Origin of the sequence: Tumidithrix helvetica PCC 7403, from assembly GCF_965232925.1 — a bacterium.
GTDB classification, from domain to species: Bacteria; Cyanobacteriota; Cyanobacteriia; order Pseudanabaenales; family Pseudanabaenaceae; genus Tumidithrix; species Tumidithrix helvetica.
In genome coordinates, this window is the sequence record NZ_CBDDRA010000029.1 from 1 (window position 1) to 12,715 (window position 12,715).

At 45.1% G+C, this 12,715-nt stretch carries 11 protein-coding genes and 1 pseudogene; 6 read left to right on the forward strand and 6 right to left on the reverse strand.

Annotation, left to right across the window (positions count from 1 at the left end; genetic code table 11):
• Window positions 1–492: 492 nt before the first annotated feature.
• From ACP2WE_RS21145 to ACP2WE_RS21155, 3 genes and pseudogenes are all read left to right on the forward strand, one after another.
• Window positions 493–735 carry a DUF433 domain-containing protein gene (locus tag ACP2WE_RS21145; RefSeq protein ID WP_425217513.1) on the forward strand — a complete coding sequence of 81 codons (243 nt, stop codon included), beginning with the start codon at window positions 493–495 and terminating at the stop codon, window positions 733–735.
• A 102-nt stretch (window positions 736–837) separates the two neighbouring features.
• On the forward strand, window positions 838–1,062 hold the full coding sequence (gene mazE, locus ACP2WE_RS21150; protein WP_425217514.1) for a type II toxin-antitoxin system MazE family antitoxin: 225 nt from the start codon (window positions 838–840) through the stop codon (window positions 1,060–1,062).
• Window positions 1,063–1,066: 4 nt separating this feature from the next.
• A pseudogene (locus tag ACP2WE_RS21155) lies at window positions 1,067–1,210 on the forward strand (type II toxin-antitoxin system PemK/MazF family toxin); the annotation flags it as partial.
• Between the two features lie 22 nt (window positions 1,211–1,232).
• On the opposite strand, the gene ACP2WE_RS21160 reads toward ACP2WE_RS21155, so the two are convergent.
• From ACP2WE_RS21160 to ACP2WE_RS21170, 3 genes are all read right to left on the reverse strand, one after another.
• A complete protein-coding gene (locus ACP2WE_RS21160; RefSeq protein ID WP_425217515.1) occupies window positions 1,233–1,832 on the reverse strand; it encodes a Uma2 family endonuclease in 600 nt (199 codons plus the stop codon).
• A 148-nt stretch (window positions 1,833–1,980) separates the two neighbouring features.
• The gene (locus ACP2WE_RS21165) at window positions 1,981–2,133 is read right to left on the reverse strand and encodes a hypothetical protein (RefSeq protein WP_425217565.1); all 153 of its coding nucleotides are present in this window, start codon (window positions 2,131–2,133) and stop codon (window positions 1,981–1,983) included.
• A 3-nt stretch (window positions 2,134–2,136) separates the two neighbouring features.
• Entirely contained in the window at window positions 2,137–2,790 is a 654-nt protein-coding gene (locus ACP2WE_RS21170) for a Uma2 family endonuclease (RefSeq protein WP_425217516.1), read from the reverse strand.
• A gap of 175 nt (window positions 2,791–2,965) precedes the next feature.
• On the opposite strand from ACP2WE_RS21170, the gene metH reads away from it, so the two are divergent.
• The 3 genes from metH to ACP2WE_RS21185 all read left to right on the forward strand — a co-directional run bounded on the left by metH (window position 2,966) and on the right by ACP2WE_RS21185 (window position 9,106).
• A complete protein-coding gene (metH, locus tag ACP2WE_RS21175) occupies window positions 2,966–6,520 on the forward strand; it encodes a methionine synthase (protein ID WP_425217517.1) in 3,555 nt (1,184 codons plus the stop codon).
• A gap of 83 nt (window positions 6,521–6,603) precedes the next feature.
• Window positions 6,604–7,047, forward strand: coding sequence for a hypothetical protein (locus tag ACP2WE_RS21180; RefSeq protein ID WP_425217518.1), 444 nt, complete (start codon window positions 6,604–6,606; stop codon window positions 7,045–7,047).
• Between the two features lie 109 nt (window positions 7,048–7,156).
• Window positions 7,157–9,106 carry a pentapeptide repeat-containing protein gene (locus tag ACP2WE_RS21185; protein WP_425217519.1) on the forward strand — a complete coding sequence of 650 codons (1,950 nt, stop codon included), beginning with the start codon at window positions 7,157–7,159 and terminating at the stop codon, window positions 9,104–9,106.
• A gap of 198 nt (window positions 9,107–9,304) precedes the next feature.
• Here the strand turns inward: ACP2WE_RS21185 and ACP2WE_RS21190 are convergent, their stop codons facing one another.
• From ACP2WE_RS21190 to ACP2WE_RS21200, 3 genes are all read right to left on the reverse strand, one after another.
• On the reverse strand, window positions 9,305–9,868 hold the full coding sequence (locus ACP2WE_RS21190; RefSeq protein ID WP_425217520.1) for a Uma2 family endonuclease: 564 nt from the start codon (window positions 9,866–9,868) through the stop codon (window positions 9,305–9,307).
• A 65-nt stretch (window positions 9,869–9,933) separates the two neighbouring features.
• A complete protein-coding gene (locus tag ACP2WE_RS21195; protein ID WP_425217521.1) occupies window positions 9,934–11,136 on the reverse strand; it encodes a DNA double-strand break repair nuclease NurA in 1,203 nt (400 codons plus the stop codon).
• A 290-nt stretch (window positions 11,137–11,426) separates the two neighbouring features.
• Window positions 11,427–12,659 (reverse strand): LL-diaminopimelate aminotransferase, encoded by a 1,233-nt coding sequence (locus ACP2WE_RS21200; protein WP_425217522.1) that lies wholly within the window; start codon window positions 12,657–12,659, stop codon window positions 11,427–11,429.
• Window positions 12,660–12,715 lie beyond the last annotated feature (56 nt).

A 12,715-nucleotide genomic window follows, 5' to 3' on the forward strand; every position in this document is an offset into this window, starting at 1 on the left:
TATACTTTGTCTGATGTAAGGAGCGATGCGATATATTAGTGGACATGAATCTATCACTCGTTGCATGGTCGTCTCCTCGGCTTGATTGTTTTCGTCTCCCCATAACATCATTGGAGCGGACGGAATAGAGGTTGTCGGTGGGAGCCGATCTTGTAGGGTGCGTTAATGAAATGTAACACACCTTGTTTTTGTATGAATGAAAGTAGTTAAGCAGGTTTTCTTATTGCTTTTTTTCCGTATCCTATGGGAAACACTTAAAATATGATTGAAATTCGCGAGACTGAACTCTATTCGCAGTGGTTTAAATCATTGGTTGTCTATTGAACAAAGTTCCAACCTATCTTTGGGATACAGCAGAGCCTCTAGAAACGCAAGAAGATATGGCAGCTTATCTTGAAGTTGCCACAAGAATTTCTTTAGATCGAGTCCACAGACATCTTTGCTTACCCTTGCCAAAGGTTAAAATGATAATGAAGCAATAGAATTACTCCAATGAAACTAGATCGTATTACAACCAATCCGAAGCGAATGAATGGGCAACCCTGCATTCGTAATCTTCGCCTTACTGTTCGTCGGGTGATAGAACTATTGGCAACTTATACTGAGCGGGAAGAATTACATCAGGAGTTCCCAGAACTAGAGGAAGAAGATCTCCGACAAGCCCTAATTTTTGTCTCCTCCTACTTGGACGATCGCATCATTAAACTCCCTAATCGCCATGAAACTGTTGTTTGATCGGGGACTACCACTCTCAGCGGCAGCGTCATTGACAGTCAATGTAGGATAAGATAGTACGATAAAATAATCCCACCAGACTGTCGCAGGCAACTTACAGCCATGAGTAAGAAAGTCAGTATAACCTTGGATGACGAGGTTCTAGATTTTGTAGATCGGTTAGCAAAAAATCGTAGCAGCTTTATAAATGATATCCTCTTGCAAGAGAAGAGAAGGATTTTCATGAAAGAGCTAGAAGATGCTTATAAAGATCAGGCTAGTGACCCAGAGTTCCAAGAAGAAATTTCTGTTTGGGATATTGCGGTGGGCGATGGTTTAAATGCCTAACGGAAACTTAAACTTAAGTCAAATGAGAGCTGTAGATGCTCAGAGAATCAAGAACAAGCAAGGTATTTTAGAAGAAATTTATTGGGAAGAAATCGAGAAAGCAGTATGTATTGAGCTTGGTTTCAGTTTAGCGTTTAAGTCCTCATAGCCTGCCTAACAAGCGACTGCACTCAGATTTGTGCGATCGCAAACAAACCATCTAAAGCGATCGCCACATCGGGAAAAGCTTGCATAGTCACAGTATCATTGCTATTCAAAATCAATTCTTCACGATAGCTTCCATCCTCTGGTTGACGAAAAATGTAAACTTGTCGCTTTTGCAAATCGAGAATCCAATATTCTAAAACTTGATTTTTGCCATAAATACGCGCTTTTTGCTTGCGATCTTTTGAGATAGTCCAATCGGCAACTTCTATCAACAGATAAATATCAGGGGCTTCAGGATGTCTAAAGGAATATTCATTCTCATCAAGCCTAACAACAGCAATATCTGGTTCTGGTTCAGAATCATTGCCTAATGTCACAGGTAACTGTGCGCGAATATAAGCCCTATCCATCAACATTTCGTAAAGATAATTAGCACTGCGTTGCACGCTTGCCGCATGAAATGGTCGTTGTGGACTCATACAAACAATTTTGCCTTCCAACAGTTCTACGCGATCGTCCTCATCCAAAACTCCCGCCTCGAGCATTAGGTGATAGTCAGAGATCGACCAAAGATGAATTTGAGGTTCTAGTTCTTGTTCTGTTTCAGTTACAGTTGCTTGCATGATATTTCTGCTCACAGCTTGGTCACGTTGATTTTAGCAAATAATAATAAAGCCCTGCGATCGCCTGTTTTATAGGCTTCGCTAATGAAATGTAACGCAGGTTTTTGATTTATTGATATCTGTGATTCATGCGTTACGCTGCGCTAACTCATGCCACTACTGTTGAACGATCGCCGTATACGCTGTCGAGGCGAGGCGAACGGCGATGCTTTGCCTCTAATTTGAGAATTGCTTTGGTCTGGGCAGCTTTGGGATTCTTGATGTTTTGCACCTCATCAATTACGAAACGAAACTCTGTCACAATCTATAATTTTGCCAAATTTTGTTTTGCCCAAGCCCGAAATGCTCGAAATGCCGCACCTCGACCTTCTTGAAACGTGCGCTCTATAAATTGTGGAATTACCTCACGAACGGGAAGATTGCCAAAGGTTGGACTTAAGGAAGACTCAATATATTCGCCATTACGAAGCAAGTAAATCTTTAAGCTACGGTCTAGATAGATCCAAAGCTCGGGGACAGCGATCGCTTGATAAACCTCAAGTTTTGTTTTGGAAGTCACATCGACTTCGATCGCCAAATCTGGAGGAGGATCGATGGATAAATCTAATTTTCTAGCTCCGCGCATGACGACATTGTTTTGGATGTAGAAACAGTCATCAGGTTCTAAGCCTGCTTGTTTGTCCATACGCTTGAATGTCGAAGAGCCAAAAGGCTCAAAGTCAACTTCCATCTCATCGAGGAGCGCTTTAATAAAGTCTCCTATAAGTACCTTGACTTTTTCGTGTTCGGGTAAAGGCATCTCAATCTCCAAGACTCCATCAAAATAGGCAACCCTTGCTGCGCGTTTTTCTCCTAAATCTTCTAGAATTGCCTCAAATTGCTGCCAATTAATGTCATGCAAAATTGTGCTCTGTCCAGGCAAAGTCTCAATTTGTGAGATTTGTACTAATGTTGCCATCCTGTTAGCTCCTATCCAGCCAGTCTTATCGCTGTTTTTACGAATATGAAAATCAAGGTTTAAATTCCAAAACCCGCCAAATTATTGATTTCACCAAATAAAACATATCAAAATATATAATGAAACTCAGTGATTTCACGCTTTTTGCTTACCTACTACCTTGCATACTGTCACCATGAGTAACCTGTTTCTGGAACGTCTTCATAGCAGCGATCGCCCCGTACTTGTATTTGATGGGGCAATGGGAACAAATCTGCAAACTCAAAACCTTACAGCAGAGGACTTTGGTGGGGCAGAGTATGAGGGGTGCAATGAATATCTGGTAATAACCAATCCTGCTGCCGTGGCGAAGGTGCATCGGGACTTTTTGGCGGCGGGGGCTGACGTGATCGAGACCGATACCTTTGGCGGTACGTCGATCGTGTTGGCTGAGTACGACTTGGCGGATCGGGCATATGAGCTGAGCAAAAAAGCCGCAGAATTAGCAAAATCTGTCACAGCCGAATTTTCTACTCCTGAGAAGCCTCGTTTTGTCGCAGGTTCGATTGGGCCGACAACCAAGCTTCCTACGCTCTTGCACATTGATTTCGAGACGATGAAGCAGTCCTTTATCGAGCAGATCGAGGGGCTTTGCGATGGTGGCGTAGACCTGCTCATTGTGGAAACCTGTCAGGACGTACTTCAGATCAAGATCGCGCTCAATGCGATCGAGGAAGTATTCCAGCGGCGGGGCGAACGGCTACCCCTGGTTGTATCGGTGACGATGGAAACGACGGGAACCATGCTCGTGGGTACGGATATCAGTGCCGTTCTAACGATTTTGGAACCCTATAAAATTGATGTCTTGGGTCTGAATTGTGCCACGGGCCCCGACAAAATGACCGAGCATATTCGCTATTTGGCAGAACATTCCCCCTTTGTCGTGTCTTGTGTTCCCAATGCGGGTTTACCTGAGAATGTGGGAGGCAAAGCCCATTACAAACTTACTCCGGCTGACCTCAGAGAACATCTCAAGCATTTTGTCGAAGATTTAGGCGTACAGGTGATTGGCGGATGCTGCGGTACGAGACCCGATCACATCCAAGAACTTGCCTCCCTTGCGGCAGAATTTAAACCCAAACAACGACAGAATCACTACACACCTTCGGCAGCGTCGATTTACAGTTCTCAAACTTACGAACAAGATAATTCCTTCTTGATTGTGGGAGAGAGACTGAATGCGAGTGGCTCCAAGAAATGTCGAGATTTATTGAATGCCGAGGATTGGGATGGTTTGGTTGCCCTAGCGCGATCGCAGGTTAAAGAAGGCGCACATATTCTCGATGTCAACGTTGACTATGTGGGACGAGATGGCGTGAGGGACATGCATGAGTTGGTATCTCGACTCGTTACGAATGTGACGATTCCTCTGATGTTGGACTCGACGGAATGGGAGAAGATGGAGGCGGGCTTGAAACTGGCGGGTGGTAAGTGTTTGTTGAATTCAACCAACTACGAAGATGGCGAACCTCGTTTTTGTAAGGTGCTAGAACTTGCCAAGACCTACGGGGCGGGCGTGGTGATCGGTACAATTGACGAAGAGGGCATGGCGCGGACGGCCGATCGCAAGTTTGCCATTGCCAAACGCGCCTATGACAAGGCAACTAAAGAGTATGGCATTCCACCCTATGAAATCTTTTTTGATACGCTAGCCTTGCCAATTTCCACGGGGATTGCCGAAGATCGGCGCAATGCGGCGGAGACGATCGCAGCCAACCGCAGAATCAAAGAGGCAATGCCAGAGTGTCACATCATTCTTGGTGTCTCGAATATCTCATTTGGCTTGAATCCCGCCTCACGGGTGGTATTAAATTCCGTATTTCTACACGAGGCGCAAAAAGCAGGAATGGATGCCGCGATCGTCAATGCCAGCAAGATTTTGCCTCTCAGTCGCATCGAGCCAAGGGAATTGGAAGTCGCCCGACAGTTGGTTTATGACGAACGTAAATTTGATGGCGATATCTGCACCTATGACCCCTTGGGCGAATTCACCACGCTATTTGAGGGAGTCACGACCAAACGCGACAAGAGCGAAGATGTTAACTTACCGATCGAAGAGCGATTAAAACGGCATATTATCGATGGCGATCGCGTCAATTTAGAAGAACGTCTAGATGAAGCGCGGAAACTCTACGCTCCCCTCGATATCATCAACAACTTCCTCTTGGATGGCATGAAGGTGGTGGGCGATCTGTTTGGTTCGGGACAGATGCAATTGCCCTTTGTGCTGCAATCGGCGGAGACGATGAAGGCGGCGGTCGCCCATCTAGAGAAGTTTATGGAGAAGGTGGAAGGCTCTAATAAAGGGGTGGTGGTAATTGCCACGGTTAAGGGTGACGTGCATGACATCGGTAAGAACCTCGTCGATATCATTCTCTCGAACAATGGTTACAAGGTCGTGAATATCGGCATTAAGCAGTCTGTGGATAATATCATTGCTGCCTATGAGGAGCATCAGGCTGACTGCATCGCCATGAGCGGATTGCTGGTGAAGTCTACTGCGTTTATGAAAGAGAACCTCGTTGCCTTTAATCAAAAAGGGATTACCGTTCCTGTGATTCTTGGTGGGGCAGCGCTCACACCCAAATTTGTCTATGAGGATTGCCAAAGTGCCTATCACGGTCAGGTGGTCTATGGCAAAGATGCCTTCTCCGATCTGCACTTCTTGGATGAATATATGCCAGCCAAAGCCGCAGGCAAATGGGATCATCACCAAGGGTTTTTAGATGGAAATGGGCATAAATCTCTCCCTAAAGTACAGGAACGTGAAGAGATTGCAGAGGTTGCTCCCAAAATCAAGGAGGATATTCCTGAAGATACGAATCGTTCCGAAGCGATCGCTTTAGACATTCCTCGTCCCACACCGCCTTTCTGGGGAACGCAGATTCTCACGGCGGCGGAAATTCCTTTAGAAGAGGTATTTTGGTATCTCGATCTGCAAGCCCTGATCGCTGGGCAGTGGCAATTCCGCAAGCCCCAAGACCAATCGCGAGAGGAATATGATGCCTTCCTTGCTGAGAAAGTCTATCCCGTTTTAGAAACTTGGAAACAACGCATTCTTAACGAGAATTTGTTGGAGCCAGCGCTGGTTTATGGCTACTTCCCCGTGCAAGCCGATGGCAAGCACGTTTATTTCTATGACTTCAAGGAAGCCCAAACTCATTCGCAGCAAGGGACGCACGAAAATCTTCAGCCGATCGCTTCGTTTAAATTCCCCAGACAGCGATCGCTGCGTCGTCTCTGTATTGCGGATTTTTATGCTGACAAGTCTACGGGTGCGATCGATGTGATGCCGCTGCAAGCTGTGACGATGGGACATAAAGCGAGGGAATTCGCCCAAAGTCTCTTTACCTCCAATCAGTACACGGACTATCTCTATTTCCACGGCATGGCAGTGCAAATGGCGGAAGCTCTTGCCGAGTGGACGCACGCGAGAATTCGCCGAGAGTTAGGCTTTGGTGCGGAAGATCCTGATAATATTCGTGATGTGCTTGCCCAACGCTATCGCGGTTCTCGTTATAGTTTTGGCTATCCCGCCTGTCCGAATATGCAGGATCAGTACAAGTTGCTCGATTTACTCGATGCCAGTCGGATTGGCATGTTGATGGATGAAAGCGAACAGCTCAGCCCTGAAGAATCGACGACGGCTCTGATTGCCTACCATCCTGAAGCCCGATATTTTAGTGCTTGATTCTGATGCCGCAGTAGGGGCAATTCATGAATTGCCCCTACTGCGGTGCTCTTAACCTAAATAAACTACCTAAATAACTAAAAATGAAATCTCTAAATCCATGTCTCGCTGCTTTTTTTGTGTTTGTTTTGAGTGCGTTGTCGGCGCTTCTGATTGGCATTACTCCCAGTTATGCCCAAACAACTCCCTCTGCGGATACGGCGGAAGAGTGCAAAGTTCTGCAAACTTCGCTTCAGACCTTGGTGAAAGCCTCAAATTTTAAAAATGCCGATCAGATGGTAGAAATTCTCAATGTTTCTGTGCGAGATCTTGAGAATGCGAACCTCTCAAACCCAGTGTTGCAATCGGTGCGATCGGGCTATGTGAAAGCGATCGCAAACTTAGCACAGGTCGTCAAAGAAATTGGTGCAGAACACCCCGACCATCAACCCCTCAAATCGCAATATTTTAAACCTTCGTTCACGGCTTTTAGCCAAGAAATCAGCCCTTGGATTCAAAAAGCTGTAACTGAATGTCCTAGCAAATAGATAGCTTTTCTTTCCCACATAAAACGAGATCGTCAACTTCCAATCCTCAATCAACTACTCACTCAGGAGTGAATCTTTGGCTTTCATTTAGTGTCAAGCTTTTGAACCTATGACCCAGCCGCGAGATTATTCTAATCAAGATTTGCGAAATCGTTCATTTAAGGGGTGTGACCTTGCTGGCGCAGATTTTCGGAAAGCTGATATACGGGGTTGCGACTTTAGCAACGCTAATTTAGAAGGTGCAGATTTCTCTAGAGTAACAGCAGGAAAAAGCCGTAAACAGCTACTTATGGCGTTTGATGGTGAGCTTGTATTTCTTATTATTACGATTGTAGTATCGGGTTATATTGTCTCTTTAAGTTTGACCAACAATAATCCAGATTCAGGTTTTGTAGTTTTTACTATTATGTATGGGATTTTCGGCATGGTTATGGGGGTGGTAACTTTATATACAGTGGGCTATAAAGATGAGTCTGAGATTTCATGGGAAGGGTTATTGGGACTGTTAAGCGCATTTTTCGGTTCAATTTACTTGAGATCTGCTGGACAAGAATTTACTAAAGGAAATGTCACATGGGGACTTACTTATTCTATATATACATTTTGGCTTTTTGGAGCTACATATTTTGCTTTCGGAGAAAAGTTTAAAAGGATTCAAAAGTTAACTGGGACTTCTTTCAGAAGAGCAACACTTACCAATGCTAAATTTATAGGTGCAACCTTAAAAAACTGTGACCTTAGGGGTGCTAACCTGATTCAAACAGACTGGACATATGCATGTTTTATGCAGTGTAAGGTTTCAGGCTATCTTGACAATCAGCTCGTGAGAGAACTATGCGTTTCCCGAATAGGCAACAATCAAAATTTTAGTTTTAACGATCTTTCTCGTATGAACTTAACAGGAGTTAGCCTTTGCGGGGCAGATCTAACCGCTGCAAACCTCAATGGAACTAATCTAAGTCAAGCAGACTTAGAAAATGCAGACCTTAGCAATGTCCAAGCAGTTAGAACCGATTTTACAAGTGCTAATCTGACGGGAGTTTGTATCGAAAATTGGGCAATTACCTCCGAAACAATCTTTACAAATGTTTTCTGTAGCTATATCTTTCTTGACATGTTCAAAAGAGAACGCAAACCAGCAAGCGGTTCTTTTGAGCAAGGTGATTTCGCCAAGCTTGTCACTCAGTCTACCAAAAGCTTAGATTTTTTCTTTCGCAATGGCATCGATTCGCAAGCCTTCGACTTTGCTCTCAATAACTTGAAGGACGAGTATGGTGACATGGAAATTTCCCTTAAAGCAGTAGAAGATCTTGGTGATGGAGATCGACTGGTTCGCTTAAATACAGTTCCAAATGCTCCCAAAGCAGCCATGCACGCTCAGTTTACCCAAGACTATGAGGCAATACATCAGCAATTAGAGGCTTCGCGCCATCAAGTATGGGAACTTCAGCAAAAACTCGATCGCATCGATTTAGAAAACAAACTAGAAAGAGCTGAACTAGAAAAACAATTAGCTGTAGCGATGGCAAAACTTGAAGAACGACCTACTTCTCAATATCTGCAAAATTTGGTTTATCATCAAGCTAATCAACTCGGACAGCAAAGATTACTTTACGCACCCAACTCTACTTTTAGTGACACCATGACAAATAAACAAAATCAAGCAGGCGGTGATGTTTTTGTTGTTGGCGATAATAACCAAGGCGTTATTGGCAAAGATCAACAAGGTGTAGCTGGTCGCGACATTAGCGGCACTGTCACCAATACAATTCAACAACTGCGCGAAACCAACCAACCCGAAGCGCCGCAACTATCCGATCTCCTAGAGCAACTGCAAAAGGCGGTGGAGACTTCATCAGAATTGAGCGAAGTAGAAAAGCAGAAAGCCCTTGATTACCTCAATCAAATTGGTGAAATGTCAGCGAAAGAACCCACACAAAAAAAGGGAATGCTCCCAATTTTGCTGGATGCTTTTCAAGGTGTAATCAGCAAAGCTGCTACGCTTTTAGAACCTGTTAAGAAAATCGCAGACGCGATCCGTAGTATTTGGCTAGCTTAACCAATACGATCTAACCTCACCTTCAAATTTGAGAGAATAAATCTTTCTCAGTTTGTGTTGCTCCAATTCGAGAGATTATCCAAAAGAGGAATCATAGTGTCCTCTACCTGCGATCGCGATCGCAAAGCCAAAACGAAGTAGTGCTATTGAGAATAATCGCAATAATTTTTCTAAAAAGCCAAGGCTAGACTCTCGGTTTTACTTCCGCAAATAAGCAAATAAATCTGCGATCAGCAAGTTTAGATCGCTGGCAAATTGTGGTACGGGAAGAACTGTCTCAGGCTCGTCTAATACCTCAATTTCTTGCTTTGGACGATAGACAAACACTGCTTTTTCATCGGGATCGATTAGCCAGCCCATCTGAGTTCCGTGCTTTAAGCAATGCAGAATATTCTTTGTGACTTTTGCTTGACTCTGGTCGGGAGAAAGAATCTCAATTGTCCAATCTGGGGCAAGATAGAAAGAATTAGAGATTTCTCCGTTTTCGTCACTAGGAATTTGTTCCCAAATAAAAACCGCAACATCAGGCACGATAGAGCGCCCACCAAACGTACACTGCAGTTCTGGAAAAGCCAAAGCGATCGCTTTTGGCTTCAATATCGTGTTAAGCAGAAAAACAAGTTCTGCTTGCAACTTACTATGTTTCCCTTGCGGCATATTTTTTTGAATCACCCGACCATCAATAAACTCACTCGCAGGTTTTGTTTCAGGTTGGGATAAAAACTGCTGTAGTGTAATTGTTTCAGATTGTGCTTGTACCATCGGGAACTCCCTCCAAGACGACCTAGCTCCATACATAAAGATTGTAGCAATTATTTACCTTGTTCTTAAGCAATGCTTCCCCGCTTGCGAGCCTCCTTGTAAGAAGTACAAACATTGCGCAACCCTGCCTCGATCATCTTTTTTTCGAGCAGCGTAAAGAACCGATGCCGATCGCTTCCCGTCACCACCGCCTGATTGTGAGCTTCTGCCAAGGCTACAGGATAGCCATAACCCTTTTGTACCTGTGCCAAAATCAGCGAAAGCGATCGCAGTCTGAGTTGTTCGTCTAAGGCTGTCCAAGCAGGCATTTCGATTCTTGCCACCTCAGAACCGACATGGAGGTAGCAAAAATAGATGTCGTGGTCGCCATATTCCTGCAAAATCGGTGCGTGACTGTGCCAGAGAGGACTGCATTCTCCTGGCTGGAGCAGTTTGTTCCATAAGGTCGCATCTCGCAGGGGCTGAACTTGACTGCAGGGCACGTTATCTAAAAGCTTGTTGGCACAATGGGTAGCACAGTCTGGCTGTGCAAAGGTACAAGCCTGAAGCCGCAGGAAATTGATCGATTCTACGGTGCGAGGCGAACTGATATAACTAGCGAGTGGAATACCAGCGTTTCGCAATCGCTCCCATGAGGAGAGAATGTCAGGTAGAATCTTAGATCTTGCTTCTTTGGGGAGGGGATCGAGTTCCCAATGAATTAACGAACCATCGCTCAAAGCCAATGTGGGATATACTTCATGGGTTGATTCTGTTGGTGTTGGCAGTGAGGCTTCCGCCAGCTCTGCCAGAGCGATCGCTTCGGCAACAGTACGTTTGAATGTCATCCATTCTTCCGTTTGAATTCCCCACTTCCTTGCACCATAAAGGTCTTCAGGCTTGTAATAGACTTCAGGCACACTATCCAGCAAAGGAAATGCCCCCGAACCATAGTGTAGTGCCACACGACCGACATTAATCAAGTAGCAATAGGCAATCTCGTGACGACTAGGCGCAATCTGAGAACCATCCGTAGCCAGAACCGTATGGGGAGAAGCCATCGGTGGAACTGCTCGAATTTCCTGCAAAGATTCCATTGGCTCCGCACAGTTAAAGGCGAGGCGATCGCTCCATTGTTGGCGTTGTTGGGTGAGTTTGGCTTGGTTCGCGATCGCGGCTTGAAATAAGATTTCAGCACGACTGAGCTTATCTGCGAGTTGCTTGGCTTCTTTTTGCAACTGTTCGGATATGCCCTGCATCTGCCCTGCGACCTTGAGTAAATTAAGCATAAGGATAATGGATTTTGCCTGTCAACGATTAAGCATTGCTATCAGTAAATGCAAATTTTTGGTTTGTCTTTCGGCTGCGATCGCTCATGCCATGATACAGTTTCCCCCTGAGAAAGTTGTTAGATCGGCAAGCTTACTGTGAAGTGAGTTCTCCCCCCTTTTGCAAGGGGGGCTGGGGGGGATCCTTGGAATGTATAGCATTTCAGGTTTTCTTATCCCGAACCGACGTTAATTAATAGAGGTGCCCTTAACTAATTTTAGAAGCTACGTTAGAGAAAATATGGAGTTCTTTACTTCAACTTATCAAGAATTCGCTTCATTGCTTCTTCTACATTTTCGCGGCTGTTGAATGCGGAAATGCGGAAATAGCCTTCCCCTGCGGCGCCAAAACCAGAACCGGGAGTTCCCACCACATTTACTGTTTGCAGCAACTTATCAAAAAAGTCCCAACTGGATAAGCCATTGGGCGTTTTTACCCAAACATAGGGGGCATTGATGCCACCATAGACTGCCAATCCTGCGGCGGTGAGTTGTTCGCGTATAATCTTGGCATTTTCCATATAGAAACCGATCAATGCCTTAATCTGCGCCTGTCCTGCTTCAGAATAGACCGCTTCAGCGCCTCGTTGGACAATATAAGAGACTCCGTTAAATTTCGTGGATTGACGACGATTCCAGAGTTTCCATAGTTCCACATCCGAACCATCAGAGGCTTTGGCTGTTAGTGTATTAGGCACAACGGTGAGCGCGCAACGAGTTCCAGTAAAGCCTGCATTTTTTGAGAAGGAACGAAACTCGATCGCACAGTCTCGCGCTCCTTCTATCTCATAAATTGAGTGGGGCAGCTCTGGATCGGTGATAAAGGCTTCGTAGGCAGCATCAAAAAAGATAATCGAGCCGTGTGATTTAGCGTAGTCAACCCACGCCTTGAGATATTCCTTCGTAGCGGTAGCCCCTGTAGGGTTGTTAGGGAAGCAGAGATAAATCAAATCAACCTTCTCAGAGGGAATCTCGGCGACAAAGTCATTCTCCGCTGAGATTGGCAAATAGACTAAGCCACCATATTCGCCCTTGTCATTCATTTCCCCTGTATTACCAGCCATCACATTCGTGTCTACGTACACGGGGTAAACGGGGTCAGTTACCGCGATCGCGTTGTCATGACCAAAAATATCGAGAATATTGCCACAATCGCACTTAGAGCCATCCGAGATAAAAATTTCCGAAGCATCGATCGCACAACCTCGCGCTTGGAAATCATGGGCAGCAATTTTCTCTCGCAACCAAGCATAGCCTTGCTCTGGTCCATAGCCTTTAAAGCTAGCGCGATCGCCCATGTCTTGAACGGCTAGCGTCATTGCCGCGCGACAGGCTTCAGGAAGCGGCTCTGTGACATCGCCAATGCCCAACCGAATAATTTTGGCATCAGGATTTGCTTCGGCATATGCATTTACCCGCCGAGCAATTTCTGGAAAAAGATAACCCGCCTTGAGTTTGAGATAGTTACTATTGATCGTTGCCATAGCAAATTTATGACTGTGGATTGTGACTGAATATTACTAACCTAGTATGCGACAAA